The organism is Streptomyces spinosisporus (assembly GCF_022698145.1).
Classification (GTDB): domain Bacteria; phylum Actinomycetota; class Actinomycetes; order Streptomycetales; family Streptomycetaceae; genus Streptomyces; species Streptomyces spinosisporus.
On sequence record NZ_JALDAX010000002.1, the window covers coordinates 181,821 to 197,924 of the forward strand.

Genomic DNA, 16,104 nt, shown 5'->3' on the forward strand with positions numbered 1-16,104 from the left:
CCGACCAGGCCCCGCCGCAGCCCACAGCCCACAGCCCACAGCCCACAGAACCGCCATACCGCCATACCGCCATACCGCCATACCGCCGCACCGCCGCACCGCCGCACCGCCGCAGCACACCCCCTCACCTCACCGAGGCGAAGTCACCACTCCCGTCACCCGCCCGTACTGCTCGCGCACTTCCCGGTACCGCAGCAGCTCCGCCGCCACCGGATCCAGCACCCAGGCTCTGCCGCACCCGGCGGCCGCCTCCCGTAGACGCCGTTCCGCTTCGGTGCCGTAGCGCCGGGCGGGTCCGCGTGCCGCCATCCGGCAGCTCCATTCGACGATCGGGCCGCCGACGATCCCGGCCAGCATCAGCAGCACCGGCACGCCCAGGTTCGGCGCCATGAACCCGATGATCTGCCCCAACAGCCACAGTCCGCCCACGACTTGGAGCAGCGTCATGCAGGCCTGGATCAGCACCGCCGCCGGCCACCAGCCGGGCCGAGGCGGTCGCCCGGGCGGCAGACCCGCGCGGGCCGCCAGTTCGTCGAGCGCCTCGGGCAGCCCCTGAGAGCCCCGTACGGCCGCCTCGCGCACCGCCTGCGCCCAGGGTGCAGGCAGTCCGGTCGAGGCCCGGTCGGCCAGCGTCCGTACCGCCTGCTCGACCCGCTGACGCGCCGTCGCCTCGGCGTCCTCCGGGGTACGCAACGACAGCCGCCCCGTGACCGGTTGGGACCGGTCCTGGTACCAGCGCCACAGCCGCAGCCAGGGCGTTCCGCAGGCGCGGTTGGCGTTGCGCAGCCACGCGCGCTCGGCCGCCTCGCCGGCGGCGGAGGCGCCCACCGCGTCCGCGAGCCGGGCGGCGAACTCGTCGCGCGCCTCCTCGCTCAGGCCGGTCCGCCGCCGTGTGGCGTACACGGGCCGAAGTCCGTCCGCGGCGGCGTCCAGGTCGGCCGAGATACGGCGTGCTGGGGCGCCGCGCTCGGCCACGAACTGCCCGAGCGCCTCGCGCAGCTCACCGACTCCCTCCCCGGTGAGCGCGGACAGGGCGAGCACGGTGGCGCCCGGTTCGCCGTACTCCCCCAGCGCGATCCCGTCCTCGTCGAGCAGCCGCCGCAGGTCGTCGAGGACCTGGTGGGTGGCGTCGCCGGGCAGCCGGTCGGTCTGGTTGAGGACGACGAACATGACCTCCGAATGACCCGCCATGGGCCGCAGATAGCGCTCATGGAGGACGGCGTCGGCGTACTTCTCGGGGTCCACGACCCAGATGACGGCGTCGACGAGGGCGAGGACGCGGTCCACCTGCTCGCGGTGCTGCACGGCCGCGGAGTCGTGATCGGGCAGGTCGACCAGGACGAGCCCGCGCAGTTGCGCCTCGGCCTCGGGGTTCTGCAGCGGGCGCCTGCGCAGCCGGGGCGGGATGCCGAGCCGCTCGATCAGGGTGGCGCCGCCGTCGCTCCAACTGCACGCGATGGGCGCCGCCGTGGTGGGCCGCCGTACGCCGGTCTCCGAAATGGGCACCCCGGCAAGCGCGTTGAACAGCTGCGACTTGCCGCTGCCCGTCGCGCCCGCGATGGCGACGACGGTGTGCTGCCCGGAGAGTCTGCGCCGTGCCGCCGCTTCGTCCAGCACTCGGCCCGCCTCGGCGAGCGTCCGGCTGTCGAGCCGGGTGCGCGAGAGCCCCACGAGTTCCCGCAACGCCTCGAGCCGCGACCGCAGCCGGCCGTCGTACACGAGCGGCCCCGAGGGCAGCGCACTGTGCCCACGGACCTCCGCGACGGGCACGCGCTCGCCCCCGCCGTCCTCCTCGCTCACGCGCCGCGCGATCAGCCCGTCGTCCCAGGCGTCTGCGGCCTCCGCGGAAGCGGAATCAATACGACCGGCGTCTGCACGCGCGCCCGTACCAGCGGAGTCGCGCTCCACGCGCGCGTGGCGGCCCTTCTCCGACCCGTCGGCCTTCTGCGTGCGCCCGTTGCCGGACTTGCTGCCGTCGGGCTCTTCATGAGCCCCCCTGTCGGAGCCGCCCCCGCCAGACGCACCCCCTTCGGTCGTGCCCTCCCCGGAGGTCCCTTCAGTGGAAGCCCCCTCAGCGGAACGCTCTCCCCCGGCGCCCCCGTTCTCCCCCGCACGATCGGCGTGTTCCGTGTGGTCCTGGTCAGTGACGGCAGTCACCGGTCACCTCTCCTTCTGCAGTACGGACAGCGCGGCGATGAGTTCGGCCTGGGGTTCGGGATGGACGTCGAGGGCGTCGAGCGGCGCGAGGCAGCGCTCGCGTTCGGTGTGCATCACGCGGTCGACGGTCTCGGTGAGCAGCCGCCCGCCCCGGTCGCGCAGCCGCAGCGCGCCGTGTGCGCCGATCCGCTCGGCGAGCCGTTCACCGGCCGCGCGCGCCCGGCGTCCGCCCAGCAGCACGGTGGCGACGAGGACGGCGACCACCTCGGGGTCCGGCGCGACGCTGCGGTCGAGCTCGCGGACCTCCTCCTCGGCGTACTCCTCGAGTTCGCGCCGCCACCGCCGTACGGCGATCCCGATGCGGTGCTCGGGGCTCTCCAGGGACGGTTCGCGTCCGGTCAGCTCGGGGGCGCGCGCCGCGGGTTCGCGCCGCCAGGCCTCCGCGACGCGCTCGTCGGCCGCGGTGACAGCACACAGCAGGAGGGCGGCCAGGCTCTCCACGAGCGCGTCGAGGAGCTCTTGGCCGGAGCAGTCGAGCGGAAAGGCCCGCCACCGTTTGAGGGCGTCCCCGGCGAGTACGGCGCCTGCCTGCAACCGCCCCCGCACGCGCGCGTGCTCGCTGTCGTACGCCGTGTCGACGGCCGAGGTGAGCCGCAGGGCGGCCGCGTACTGGGCGGCGGCCGCACTGGCGAGTTCGGGCATGCGGGCCTTGAGGGAGTCGAGCACTCCGTGTGCGGTACGGGTCATGGCGTGCTGCCGGGCGGCCGGGTCCTGCACGAGGTGCACCAGCCAGGTCCGCAGCGAGGCCACGGCGGAGGCCGGCAGCAGGCCGCTCCCCCAGGCCGACTCGGGCAGTTCGGGCACGGTGAAGCGGGGCACGTCGCCGAGCCCGGCCTTGGTGAGCAGCGCGCCGTACTGCCGGGAGACCTCGGAGACGACCTGGTGCGGTACGCGGTCGAGCACGGTCACGAGGGTGGCGTCGTACTCCTTGGCGGTACGCAGCAGATGCCAGGGGACGGCGTCGGCGTACCGCGCGGCCGTGGTGACCATGATCCAGACGTCGGCCGCGCAGACGAGTTCGGCGGCCAGGACGCGGTTGTCGGCAACCAGGGAGTCGATGTCGGGGGCGTCGAGGAGGGCGAGACCGCGCGGCATCGTGTCGGCGGTCTCGACGCGCAGCACGCGCGCGGGGTCCTCTCCGGGGAGCAACAACTCGTCCCCGACCTCCCGGTGGGGCACCCACACGCGCGTGAGGTCGGGCAGCACCCTCATCCCGCTGAACCAGTGATGGTCCTCCGGATGGCACACCAGTACCGGCGTCCGCGTGGTCGGGCGCAGCACGCCCGCCTCGCTGACCCGGCGGCCCACCAGGGAGTTGACGAGGGTCGACTTGCCGGCGCCTGTCGAGCCGCCCACGACGGCCAGGAGAGGCGCTTCGGGCTCTCTCAACCGGGGCACCAGATAGTCGTCGAGCTGGGCAAGCAGTTCGTCGCGGTTGGCACGCGCGCGTGGAGCCCCCGCCAGGGGCAGCGGGAAGCGTGCGGCGGCGACACGGTCGCGCAGGGCGGAGAGTGCGTCGAGCAGCTGAGGCCGTACGTCCAAGGTCACCACATGCGAAGAATGCCCAATTTTAGGGGAATTCTGAAGCATATGAGCATGTCTGCGCGCCGACAGGACACAAGGGACGCAAGGGATGACTGGGACGGAGGCACAGTCCAGGCATAACGAGTGCACAACACCCGGTGCGCGAGGGCCCAAAAGCGATGCACGATTCGCACCTGCCTGCGATTATCAGGACCGCTTCACCGAACCTCCACATCGAGCCACGGAGGCGAAGCGACAGGGGCAAGGACACGGGAGCCCTATCCTTGTCCCCGGCAACGTCACGGATCAGCCCACACCCGGGCACCCACGACAGCGGCCACACACCGGCCCCCGTAGCTCAGTGGATAGAGCAGGCGCCTTCTAAGCGCTTGGCCGCAGGTTCGAGTCCTGCCGGGGGCGCCCCGTTTCCGCCCTCCTTCGGGAGGGCGTTTTTGCTGTTCGGACCGGGTTTCATGGTTCACCCACGCAGCCACGCCCTCCGGTGCCTGACGGCACCGTAGACCCGCTCGGCCTGCTCAGCCTGCTCGGCCCGCTCAGACGTGAGCCTGCCGGAGAGGGGTGCCGGCGCCGGCACGTCGCACGTGAGTCGTTGCGGCGTCCGCGTCCGACACCGCTGCCCACGCACAGGTCGTGCGGGTGCTCACCGCCTCACGACCGCTCAGGTACCCCGGCGGGCTCGTTCGACGATCTCGTCCTCCTTGAGCGGCACGTCGTGGTGACTGAGGCAGATCGGCACCTCGATCTTGTTGAATCCGGTCCCCTCCCCCGCGGCGTTGAACATGCCGGCCTTGAGGCCGGCGAGGTTGTCGAGGACCGCGTTCCGCGCCTGAGCCATGGTCCTGACGGCCTCGATGTGCGCGGGTTGGGTGAGTCGGCCGATGAACTGGTTCACCGTGTTGCCCAGCGCCTGGTTGTGGATCCCCCTGGGCAGCTGTGAGGCGAGGACCATCCCCAGTCCGTACTTGCGTATCTGGCGGATGAGTTCGACCGTGCTGTCCGTACTCGGATTCGGTGCACCGGAGGGCACGAAGTTCTGCGCCTCGTCCATCACCAGCAGCCCGCCCAGGGCTCGGTCGCCGACCGGGTGTGCCCTGAACCATGAGAACAAGGTCGCCTGGAGGCGGCTGACGAATTGGGCCGGTCCGTCTCCTGACAGGCCGATGAAGCTGATCACCGAGATTCGGGCGGCCTTTCCCGGCGACGGGATCAGGAGCATGCCGGGATCGGCGGGTTCGCCGGACTCTCCGAACAGCGGGTCGGTCTCCATCGCGGCTTCCAGCGTGTCCGCCATCTGAACCGCGAAGCGGCTGGTCCTGCTGTTCACGATGTCGCTCGGGGGCTCGGCGAGCAGCTCGACGAAGCCGGCCAGGGTCCTGCCTCCGTCGCGCGCGTACCGTTCGAGGGCACGTTTGAGGACCCCCAGCTGCTGGGTCGCGCGACCGCTGCTGCCGCGTACACCGGCATGCGGCGCGAGTGACGTGACGGTCGACCGGACCAGACGGGGGAAGTCGTCTTCGTCGTCGAGGACGGGACCGAAGTCGGGAAGCGGATGGAAGGAGATCGGACGTCCGCGGTTCAGACCCGGTGTCCACACCACCACTTCGACATCCGCGAAATAGCGTCGGGCCTCGCGCTCATGGTCGTCCGTCCAACCCCTCGGCGGGCGCGACCAGGGGTCGCCGAGCCGTGCGAGGTCGTCGTTCGGATCCAGCACGATCGCCGAGACGCCGCGCAGAGCGCACTGCTCCACAAGTCGTTTGATCAGGACCGTCTTGCCCGATCCCGCCGCGCCCACCACCGCGGTGTGCATCCGGAGCGATTCCATGGGAACCGCAAAGGAACGGCCGCCCCGGATGGTGGTGCCGACGACGATTTCGGTACGAGCGGTCTCGGCGTCCTCCGGTGTGCTCGCCGCATCCGCCACCACGTCGGAGCCGGCTTCCGTGGTCGCGAGGCCGAGATGCTGCCGTAAGTCACTCAGCACCGGCGCGAGGACCTCGATCCGGGAAGCGGGGCGCTCCTGTCGCAGCCATTCGTCCAGGCCCGACGTACGGTCGCCGAGCATGGCCCGCAGGGCGGCCAGGGTCCGCAGGTCGGCTGCGCCGATCGGTAACGACATCCCTCCCCGCGCCTCGAAGTCGTCCTTGATGGCCTTGGTCTTGGGGCCGCTCGGGTACGGCGTGTTCCGCAGCAGGATCAGCCGGCGACTCGCCAGGTCGGCCGTCAGGCCGGCCTCCACGGTCGCGTTACGGATCCGGTTCTGGGCTGCGATGGCGTTGTTCGCGGCGATCGCCCGGAACGACCAGTGGAATTCGTTCTCGCTGGCCTCGTCCACGACATAGCGCAACCGGGCGTGCAACGCCGCCTTGCGGCCGAAGTCGGTCTCGATGGAGAACCGCGTCTCGTCGGCACCCAGTTCCCTGACCAGGCTCCGCAGCCCCGCGCCCAGCAGAGCGGGCATCAACCCGTCCTCGACAGTGGGGTCGAGCGGCCCGAGGTCGTCCGCCTCGGCACGGAGCTTGTCGAAGGACTCCGTCAGGGTGCTCAGGTTGACGGCCGTCGCCGGTGCGGGCGGTGCAGCCGCCGTGGGCTCTGCGCCTGCCAGGGAGATCAGTTCGGCCACCGTGCCGCTCTGCAGACACGCCTCGATGTGCTTCTGGACCCGGACGAGCAACCGCCGTGCGGTGTAACGGTGTGGGGCTTCGGACAGCGCCGCCGAGGTGACCGGCCAGGTGGGATACGGCGGGGTGAACCCCACCGACTCGTAGGAGGACCGAAAGCGGCTGCTGACGATGGCAGCGGCGGTGTCCTCGTCGGGAATCGCGCCGAGCGTCGGCAGCACCTCGAACCGGTCCAGGGCGGACCGGACCGCCACCCGGGAAATCTGCTCCCAGGTGTCCTCGTGGCACGCCACGACCATCAGGGTCCGGCGGGCCTCCTCCCGCAGTTCCATCAGGCCGGTGGCGATCTCACCGCTCAGCCGCTTCGCGGCCCGGCCCGCGCCGGAAGCGGGCGACGTCAGCGACGACGTCTCCGCGGCGGACACCAGGGTGTCGAGCTGGTCGAAGGCGAACACCAGCGGTCCGACCAGGGCGAACAGGCGCGTCAGATCGCGCAGGACGCGTTGAGCGGGTCGCCCGCCCTGCGACATGCCCCAGGCGGCACGCCTGTCCCCGTCGTCGTCGTTGAGCGCGAAGTAGGCCCTGCCGATCTCCACGGGATCGCCGGTGGAGGCTATGAGCGCCAGCGCGCGGGCCGTGTCCGCGGCCTCGTTGCCCACCTGCCGGTCGATGGTCCTGATCCCCCGGACGAACGCATCGACATGAGCACGCGTCAACTCGCCCCGGCCAGTGACGGCGGTATGGGTCTCCGTGTCGAGGCGAGCCTGGCGCGAAAGCGCGTCGAGCAGGCGAATCAGTTGGTCCTGGCCGCCCTCGTCCTGCCGGTACAGACTGTCGACGAGACTGTCGGCGGCGCTCTCCCAGAAGTTCCGGCCGGTGACGAGCTTGACGTAGAAGAAGGAACCGCCGCGCTCCTGGATCTCGTGGCGGGTCCAGCCGAGCAGATGCGTCTTGCCCGAGCCGCTCTCGCCACGCACCACGGTCGCCATGGGCGAGTGGGCGCGCTCGACGGCGCTGATCGCCCTCCTCAGCCGCCGGAACACCTCGGGGTGGAGGCCGTCGACGTGGTAGGCGGTCACCGGTGTCCAGATCTCTTCCTGGGTCAGCGCGGTGTTGATGTACAGCGTCTCCAGGGCGGCGAGTTCCCCGTTCACGCCGGTCCGATCCGCAGCAGGTGGCGGGGTTCGCCTCCGATGTCGACGGCGGCTCCGCGGTCCTCGTCGCTGAGTGTGCGCTGGTTGAGCTCGCCCATCAGCTGTACGTCGGGCTGCTCGATCATCCGGTCGAGTTCGGCGTCGACTACCCCTCGCGGCAGGTCCTCGAGCCAGGGGCGCAGCGCCGACAGTTTGACCCAGCTGCCCGGTTTCCGGCGGGCGGTGAGTTCCGTGTAGACGGCGCGGATCCAGTCCTCGACGTCGGGCTGGAAGAACTCGCCGAACTTGGTGCCGGAGCGGGCCAGATATTGTCCGACGTTGTCCAGCACCGCATAGAGCACCCCGGCCGGAAACCTCGCTCCGTCCGGGCGTCCGGCCACCAGAGCGGACTCGCACCAGGTCCGGCCCGCGGACGTGAGCTGGTGTGTGTTGACCGCACCGGGCTTCCTGGTCACGACCCGCTCGACATCCTGGTTCACTCGCCGTCGCACCGTCGCGGTGATCTCCAGACCGGCGAGTTCGCGCAGTTCACGGTTGGTCACCGGCCGTGCGACCACCATCAGGGCGAACAGCGATGCATGATCCCGTAAAGTCAACTCCGTCGGCACAGAACCCCTCCTCGATGAGCCGGAATCCGGTCAGATGTCGAACCCCCGCCCGGGCACCAGTTCCACCCGGCCGGTCACGCTGGACAACTCGCCCATGACGGTGATCACCTGCCGTTCCCGATGCGCGGTGATCGCACGGTAGTACGAGGCCTGGTCCGGGAGCCGCACCCAGACGGCCCGCCGGACCAGTTCGGCGTGCTCGGTGCGCAACTCACCACGGACCTTGATCCGCCACCGGTCGTTGCCGGAGGAGTCGTCATGCAGCCCCTCGACCACACCGGAGACCGTCGCGGCGCCGGTGGCGTTGAGACCGCGTAGCCGCACGGAGGCGGCGTGCAGAAGCGATCCCGAGGTCTCGGGGAACGCGAGGACGTGTGACGGCACATCGAGTGGCTGCGAGCGCGCCCACCGGAAGCCGATCTCGAAGGGCGCGCTCCGGTCGGAACCCGAGAGCGCACTGAGCGCCTTGCACAGATCCGCGGAGACGCCGGCCGTGACGGTCTCGTCGAAGGCCGCGGGCGCGTCCGCCGCTACGGCTGCCTGGGCCGCGCTCACCGCCTCGAGCATCTGGACCAGCACGGCCCGACCGGTGATCTGCTCCCCGCTCGGGGTCCGGGCCGTCGCGTCCGCCGCCACCCGGATCTCGACGATGTAGCTCCCGGCGCGGGAGGGGCCGAGTTCGGCTGCGCGCAAGAGGTCGCCCACCACGCCCGGTTGCCGGCCGGCGAAGGCGAAGTGCGGACCCTGTACGACGGTGCGCGCCGCCGCCGTCAGGGCGTTGCGGACACCCAGCACGGTCTGCGTGCCCAGGACCAGCGAGGTGTAGCCGGGGTCGTGGCCGGTGGGAAACGTGCGGAAGGACTGCTTGTCCAGCTGCGGTCTGGCGATCTCCAGGGCGATGTCGCCCGCCGGCCGGTCCTCCAGCGCGCACAGACAGCGCAGGATCTCCCGTACTCGGCTGTCGTTGTCGCCCATGCCGTCGCGGGCGGGTACCAACACCTCGTAGTCGTCCGGGTGTTGCCAGACACTCGCTCCGCGCCAGCCTTGTGGATCCCGCTCCCAGCCCGTGTCCGCCAGGTAGCTGGCGATGTCGTCGACCTTCAGCGGAATCGTCATCGGTTCCCCTACCAGTCGGACTGCGTCTCGGCGAGCCGGCGCAGTGAGGCGGCGGTGAGCACGTTCGCTGTCGGAACCCTGACCGGACGCTTTCGGTGGCGGTCGGGGTTCTTGATCGGCTCCTCGGAACGAAGCGAGACGAAGTAGCCGAGGTGACGGAGCATCACGCCGTCGGTGCTCAGGGCCGCGTACTTCTGGTTGTCGGCGGGGACGCAGATGACGAACAGAAACCGGGGCACGGTGAAGTCGGGACCGGCGAGCCTGTTGAACTGCCACTCGTTGAGCCCGCGGTAGTGCAGGTGGCCGGACGACACGGACGGCGCCGACCATGTCTTGATCTGAGCCTCGACAGTGGGTGACAGCGTCTTTCCATGGCGGCCGGTGGCGCGGAACCCGAGATCGACCCCGTCCGCGTCGAGATCACCCTGCAGGACGATCAGCCCTGCCGCAGAGGCCAGCACACGGACGTAGTCTTCGCCGAACTTGCCCTGATGCTGGTTCGCATCGAGCACGGAAACCCCCCAATGTCCCCCTACTGTCGCACACAGTGGAAATAACTCTATGAGACGCGTCAACGACTGTCAGGGCCCAATTAGAGCCCTCCTCACGGCTGCCCGACCCTCGCACCCACCGCCTAGGACGCCGAATCCTTCTTCCCACTCGCCGCCGCATAAGCCTGAGCCGGAGTCATCGGAACCCCGTTGATCTCAACGGTCTTGTAGGGGCTGACCTGGGCGCAGCCCTTGGTCTTGTCGGCGGTCTGGGCGTGGGCGTCGGCCACGGCAGCGTGCGTGTCCGAGGAGCCGCCCGAACCCCCCGCACCCTCCGACGAACTTCCCGATCCGCCCGAGTCCCCCGACCCCCCGTACGACGTCCCACTCACCCAATCGCTGCCGATCACCAGCACCACCCCGGACGCGCTCCCCTGCGTGAGGTGCGAGGCCGGCAGTCCGAGGGCGGCGGCTGCCGTGCGGGCCTGGGCCTGCTCCCCGGGGCCGTAGGTGATCGTCGTCCGTGCCGACTGCTCGGGGGCGTTGCCCGTGGTGGTGTTCGGGCTGAAGCCCTTGGCGATGAGGGCCTGGGCGATGACGGAGGCGCGTCCGCCGGTCGTCGTGCCGTTCTGTACCTGTACGGCGACCTGGGAGGCGGGCACGGTGGCCGTCGGCGACGGCGTGGCCGACGGTGACGACGTGGGCTTCTTCTTGCCGCTGCCCGACGTCAGGGACTGGTCGTCCGCGATGGTCGCGAAGAGGGACTTCGCGGCGGCCGCCGGCACGACGCGGTCCTTGTTCTCCGGGTCGGCCGTGGTCTGCATGGTGGTGAATGTCATCCTCTTCGACGGCACCTTGTTCAGGTCCGTCGCCAGGTCCACCAGCTTCTTGACGCTGCCGAGACCGGTGTCCACGGTCAGCGCCTTGGTGGCCGCGTCCGCCAGCGAGTAGACCTTGGCCGGGTTGGCCAGCGTCCCCGCGCTCTTGAACTTGCGGATCATGGCGCCGAGGAAGAGATGCTGGGAGACGGTACGTCCCAGGTCGCTGCCGTCACCGAAGCCGTGCCGGGAGCGGACGAACTCGAGTGCCGCCTCGCCCTTGAGCGTGTGCGTGCCCTTGGAGAGCTTGAGGTGCGAGTAGGTGTCGTAGACGTTGTCGCTGACGCACACCGACACCCCGCCCACGGCGTCGGACATCTTCACGACGCCGGAGAAGTCGAGCATCACGAAGTGGTCGATGGTGATGCCGGTCAGCTGGTGGATGGTGGCGACCTGGCAGGCGGCGCCGTACTGGAGCGCGCTGTTGATCTGTCCGTAGTAGCCCGACGTGGACTGCCCGCTGTCCGGGTCCTTGCAGGCGGGGACCCGGGTCATGGTGTCGCGCGGGATGCTCATCACGGTGGCGTTGGAGCGGTCGGCGGAGACGTGTACGACCATCTCGACGTCCGCGTTGTGCCCGGCGGTCGAGCTCGCCGAGCCGCAGCCGCCGCCCAGTTTGCAGTCGGCCGCGTTGTTGCGGCCGTCCGAGCCGATCACCAGGACGTTGATCGGGGTCCGGCCGAAGGCGTCCGCCTTCTCCTGGCCGCCCTTGCCGTCGATGCCGACGCTCTTGATGTTGCCGTTCAGATGCTCGTACAGCCACGCGCCCGCTCCGGCGGTGACCAGGATCAGCGCCGAGACCGTGAGCAGGGCTATGCGTCCCAGCCGCCTGCGCCGGGTGGCGGGCCTGGCCCGCCGGCCCGCGCGGCGTCCCCGGGACTGCGCCGCCTGCCGGGCGGCCGCCCGGCCCCCGTGCCCCGCGCGCCTCGCCCTGCCGTCCGCGTCGCGCTGCTGCGGCACCAGGGCCGTACGACCGTGCCCGGCCGAACGGCCGTGCCCGGCCGGGCGATCGCGGGCGGCCGAGCGGTCACGTGTGGCCGAACGGCCACGGGCCTCGCCCCAGGGGTCGCTCAACTCCCACTCCCTACGCTGTGGCCGACGCCAACCGCCGGCGCGACGGCCGGGAGCAGGACACCGCCCCGTACGTCAGGGGGCACCCCACGGATTGGATGATTGCGCAATATAGCAAGTGTTCCTGAGGCCCTCGGGTGACCCCTTGCGTGGCCCCTTGGGCGACCCTTCGGGTGGTTCCTCAGGTGGCCCCTTGGGTGGTTCCTCGGGCGACCCCTAGGTCGCCCTGACCCCCTCGCTCCACCCGCGCCCCCACCCCCACCAACCCCACCGCATACAGCGCAAGAACCGCGGCCAACAGCAGGTAGTAAAGAACCGGCAGCGCGGACAGTCCGAGCAGCGAGCCCAGCGGGGACACGGGCAGCAGCAGCCCTACGGCGGCCAGCGCGCCCGCCGCCCAGCCGATCGGCCCCGGCCCGCCCCCGGCCGCACGGCGCCCGGCCCGCAGCAGCACCATCCCCAGGGCCTGGGTGAGCAGGTTCTCGGTGAACCAGCCGGAGTGGAACGCCGAGGCGTCCGCCAGCCCCGCGAACCCGCTCAGGGCGAGCCCCAGCACACCGAACGTCGCCAGGTCCGCCACCGCGTTGAGGACACCGAAGCGCGTGATGAAGCGCAGCAGGTCGCGGGGGCGCAGTACGGTCGGCCCGCGCAGCACCGAAGGATGCGGCCGGTCGTGGGCGAAGGCGAGCTGGGCGCCGTCGAAGCACAGGTTCTGCACCAGCACCTGGGCCGGGAGCATCGGCAGGAAGGGCAGCAGCAGACCCGCCGCGAGCATCGCGATGACGTTGCCGAGGTTCGAGGAGAGGGTGATGCGCAGATACGTGGCGATGTTGCCGCCCGCGTAGCGTCCCGCCTCGATGCCGTGGCCGACCGCCGTGAGGTCCTTCTCGGCGAGGACCACGTCCGCGCTCTCCCGTACGACGTCCACGGCGTCCCGGGGCGCGATGCCGACGTCGGCGGCGCGCAGGGCCGGCAGGTCGTTGACCCCGTCGCCGAGGTGGCCGACGGTGTGCCCGCCCGCGCGCAGGGCGACGGCGACGCGGGCCTTGTCCTCGGCGGTGCAGCGGGCGAAGACGACGGTGCGGGCGGCGGCCTCGGCGAGCTCCGCGTCGGTGAAGCCGCCGATGCGCCCACCGGTGAGGACGGCGTCCGCGGGCACGGCGATCCCCAGGTCGCGGCAGGTGCGCACGGCGGTGCCCGGGTGGTCGCCGGTGAGGATCCGGACGGCGACACCCCGGTCGGCGAGGACCCGCAGCGCCTCGGCGGCGGTGGGGGCGAGCGCGTCCCGGAACGTGACGAACCCCCGGAAGTCCAGGCCCCGTTCGTCGGCAGGCGTGCACTCACGGCCTCGGATGCGTGCCGGTCGGTCGGCGAGGGCGACGGCCAGCACCCGCAGCCCTTCGTCCGCCTGCCGCGCCGCCAGCGCGAGCAGCTGCGCGCGCTCCTCGTCGGCCAGGACACAGCGTTCCAGTACGGCCTCGGCGGCTCCCTTGACGACCAGGGTGTGCCTGCCGGTCCGGCCCGGCGTACGGACGAGTGCGGTCGCAAGCCGCCGTAGCGGATCGAACGGCAGGGCGGCCACACCGTCGTACGCCATGGCCTCGTCCTCGTCGGCCGCCTCCAGTACCGCGTCGTCGAGGGCGTCCGGCGCGGGCAGGTCCGCCAGGTGCAGGGTCCACCAGGCGTTCACCGCGGCCCAGCGCAGCACCTCGGGGTCGTCCCGCCCGTCGGGGCCGAGGGCGCGGTGCAGGACCGGCCGGTCCTGGGTGAGGGTGCCTGTCTTGTCGAGGCACAGCACGTCGACGGCGCCGAGGTCGTGCAGGGCGGGCAGCCGGGTGACGATCACCCCGTGGCTCCGGGCCAGCAGTGCGGCGCCCCGCGCGAGGCACAGGGTGACGACGACCGGCAGCATCTCCGGCGTCAGCCCGACCGCCACCGCGACGGCGAACGGCAGCGTCTCCTGACCGCGGTCGTGCAGAGCGGCGCCCGCCATGAGGACCAGCGGCGGGATCAGCAGCATGAACCGGACGAGGATCCAGGAGATGCCGTGCACGGACCGGTCGAAGGCACTGGCCCGACGCCCCGCGCCCGTACGGCTGTGCGCAGCGGCGAACCTGGTGCGCGCACCGGTCGCCACGACGACCGCGCGGGCGCTCCCGGACGCGACACTGCTGCCCTGGAAGCAGAACTCCGGCCGACCGAACTCCCCCGCCCCCGGCCCACCACGACCGGCGGCCCCCGCACCCCCGTCTCCCGCTCCCGCTCGCGCCCCCACTCCCGCCAGGCCGCCCGCCCCCTTGCTCACCGGCGCCGACTCCCCCGTGAGCGCAGCCTGGTGGACGGTCAGCCCCTGCGCACGCAGCAGTCGTACGTCGGCGGGGACCAGATCCCCCGGGCCGAGGCGGATCACATCGCCGGGCACCAGCTCGTCCACGGGGATCTCCCGGGCGTACGGCGGCAGTTCCTCCGTCTCCCTGCGCACCACGGTGGCCGTGGTGGCGACCAGCCCCCGCAGTGCGGCCATGGAACGGTCGGCCCGGTGCTCCCCGGACGCACGCAGCACGCAGCTGACCGCGGCCAGCAGCAGGATCACGCAGGCGGTGCCCCAGGAGGAGACGGCGACGGAGACCAGGCCGAGACAGAGCAGTACGGCGGTGAACGGGTCGCACAGACTGCGCAGCAGCGCCGCCGGCCAGGAGATCTCCCGCTGCGACGGCAGGGCGTTGGGCCCGAGGCGAACCTGCCGCTCGGCGACCTGCGCCTCCGTCAGGCCACGGGGGCCACTGTCCAGGTGCCGCAACGTCTGCAGCAGCGTCACCGGTCCGGAGTCGACCGTGGCCGGTCCGCTCCCGGATTCGAGCGCCCCGGGCTCCGCTTCCGAGGCCGCGTTGCTGTCAGCCACCGGCCCGGCGCAGTCGGCGTACGGACGTGGACGCCCCCTCGGCACGCGCCGCCAGCTGGCCCACCATCACCCTGACGACGGTCACGACATCCGGGTCGTCGACGAAGTAGATCTGCCGCCGCCCCTCCCGGCGGGAGCGCACCAGACCGGCGAGCTTCAGCTTCGCCAGATGCTGGCTGACCGCGGGGAGCGCACCGCCGACCCGGTCCGCGAGATGGGTGACGTCGCTCTCGCCCTGCGCCAGCGCCCACACGATGTGCAGCCGGGCCGAGGACGCCAGCAGCCCGAAGGCGGCGGCCGCCTCCGTGAGCACCTCGGCGGAGGGATCCTCGAAGCCACCGCTGTCCGCCGCCACAGTCGTTCTCCCGTCCCGCCCGATCGGCGCGCCGCACGCGCCGGTTCAGTCTAGGTGTCCGGGACACCCGCGCCACGGGCCGTGCGGGATCATTACCGACCTGACCGGACACACCGACGACCGGACACACGCACGACTGAACACACCGAAGAAGGGACCCCCCGTGCTGCGCTGCGCCGTGCTCGACGACTTCCAGCAGGTGGCGACCGAACTCGCCGACTGGTCGCCGGTGGCCGACCGGGTGGAGACCGTCGCCTTCCGCGATCACTTCGATACGCAGGACGAGCTCGCCGCGGCCCTCGCCGGCTTCGACATCGTCGTCACCCTGCGCGAACGCGTCGCCTTCCCCGCCTCCCTGTTCGCCCGCCTGCCTCGGCTGAAGCTGCTCGTCGCCTCCGGGATGCGCAACAGCGTCATCGACTACGCCGCCGCCGAGGCGCACGGCGTCACCGTGTGCGGCACGGCGAGCATCTCGACCCCGCCCGTCGAACTGACCTGGGCCCTGCTCCTGGGCCTGGCCCGCGGCATCGTCGAGGAGAACAACGCCCTGCGCTCCGGCGGGCCCTGGCAGCAGACGGTGGGCGCGGATCTGCACGGCCGCCGGCTCGGCCTGCTCGGCCTCGGCAAGATCGGCAGCCGGGTCGCCCACGTGGGCCTCGCCTTCGGCATGCACGTCAGCGCCTGGAGCCACCACCTCACCAAGGAGTACGCCGACGAGGTGGGCGTCGAACTGGTGGCCTCCAAGGAGGAGTTGCTGTCGAGCAGCGACTTCGTCTCGATCCACCTGGTCCTCGGCGACCGCACCCGCGGCCTGCTCGGCCCCGCCGAACTCGCGCTCCTCAAGCCCACCGCCTACCTGATCAACACCTCGCGCGCCGCGATCGTCGACCAGGACGCCCTGCTCGCCGTCCTGCACGAGGGCCGTATCGCCGGCGCGGGCGTCGACGTGTTCGACACCGAGCCCCTGCCCGCCGACCACCCGATGCGCACGGCCCCCCGGCTGCTCGCCACACCCCACCTCGGCTACGTCTCGCGGGCGAACTACGCGACGTACTACCGGGAGGCGGTCGAGGACATCCGGGCGTACCTGGACGGAACGCCCGTGCGCCGACTGGGCTGAGCACGCACCGGCCATCAGACCTACGA

General features: G+C 71.5%; 10 protein-coding genes and 1 tRNA gene. 2 read left to right on the top strand and 9 right to left on the bottom strand.

Annotation, left to right across the window (positions count from 1 at the left end; genetic code table 11):
* Nucleotides 1-129: 129 nt before the first annotated feature.
* Nucleotides 130-2,157: a YfjP family GTPase gene (locus MQN93_RS06045; protein ID WP_242708635.1), complete on the bottom strand. Its 2,028-nt coding sequence runs from the start codon at nucleotides 2,155-2,157 to the stop codon at nucleotides 130-132.
* Nucleotides 2,158-2,160: 3 nt separating this feature from the next.
* Entirely contained in the window at nucleotides 2,161-3,768 is a 1,608-nt protein-coding gene (locus tag MQN93_RS06050; protein ID WP_242708636.1) for a dynamin family protein, read from the bottom strand.
* Between the two features lie 320 nt (nucleotides 3,769-4,088).
* Between MQN93_RS06050 and MQN93_RS06055 the strand changes: the two genes are divergently transcribed.
* A tRNA-Arg gene (locus MQN93_RS06055) sits at nucleotides 4,089-4,161 on the top strand.
* 259 nt (nucleotides 4,162-4,420) lie between these two features.
* Here the strand turns inward: MQN93_RS06055 and MQN93_RS06060 are convergent.
* The 7 genes from MQN93_RS06060 to MQN93_RS06090 form a co-directional block, all read right to left on the bottom strand.
* The gene (locus tag MQN93_RS06060) at nucleotides 4,421-7,537 is read right to left on the bottom strand and encodes a helicase HerA domain-containing protein (RefSeq protein WP_242708637.1); all 3,117 of its coding nucleotides are present in this window, start codon (nucleotides 7,535-7,537) and stop codon (nucleotides 4,421-4,423) included.
* Nucleotides 7,534-8,079 carry a hypothetical protein gene (locus tag MQN93_RS06065; protein WP_234024422.1) on the bottom strand — a complete coding sequence of 182 codons (546 nt, stop codon included), beginning with the start codon at nucleotides 8,077-8,079 and terminating at the stop codon, nucleotides 7,534-7,536. The genes MQN93_RS06060 and MQN93_RS06065 overlap by 4 nt, the downstream gene beginning before the upstream one ends.
* 96 nt (nucleotides 8,080-8,175) lie before the next feature.
* A complete protein-coding gene (locus MQN93_RS06070) occupies nucleotides 8,176-9,261 on the bottom strand; it encodes a hypothetical protein (RefSeq protein ID WP_242708638.1) in 1,086 nt (361 codons plus the stop codon).
* 8 nt (nucleotides 9,262-9,269) lie between these two features.
* A complete protein-coding gene (locus MQN93_RS06075) occupies nucleotides 9,270-9,773 on the bottom strand; it encodes a DUF4365 domain-containing protein (RefSeq protein ID WP_016435088.1) in 504 nt (167 codons plus the stop codon).
* A gap of 122 nt (nucleotides 9,774-9,895) precedes the next feature.
* Nucleotides 9,896-11,704 carry an LCP family protein gene (locus tag MQN93_RS06080; RefSeq protein WP_372504289.1) on the bottom strand — a complete coding sequence of 603 codons (1,809 nt, stop codon included), beginning with the start codon at nucleotides 11,702-11,704 and terminating at the stop codon, nucleotides 9,896-9,898.
* Between the two features lie 178 nt (nucleotides 11,705-11,882).
* Entirely contained in the window at nucleotides 11,883-14,603 is a 2,721-nt protein-coding gene (gene mgtA, locus MQN93_RS06085) for a magnesium-translocating P-type ATPase (RefSeq protein ID WP_242708639.1), read from the bottom strand.
* A complete protein-coding gene (locus tag MQN93_RS06090) occupies nucleotides 14,596-14,958 on the bottom strand; it encodes an ArsR/SmtB family transcription factor (RefSeq protein ID WP_242708640.1) in 363 nt (120 codons plus the stop codon). Before MQN93_RS06090 ends, mgtA begins: the two co-directional genes overlap by 8 nt.
* A 166-nt stretch (nucleotides 14,959-15,124) precedes the next feature.
* Here MQN93_RS06090 and MQN93_RS06095 point away from each other — a divergent pair, with 166 nt between their 5' ends.
* The gene (locus MQN93_RS06095; protein WP_242708931.1) at nucleotides 15,125-16,078 is read left to right on the top strand and encodes a D-2-hydroxyacid dehydrogenase family protein; all 954 of its coding nucleotides are present in this window, start codon (nucleotides 15,125-15,127) and stop codon (nucleotides 16,076-16,078) included.
* The last annotated feature ends 26 nt before the right edge of the window (nucleotides 16,079-16,104 follow it).

Bases quoted from the DNA above. Each gene is read 5' to 3' on its own strand.
- MQN93_RS06070 (WP_242708638.1), bottom strand. From the start codon at position 9,261: ATGACGATTCCGCTGAAGGTCGACGACATCGCCAGCTACCTGGCGGAC.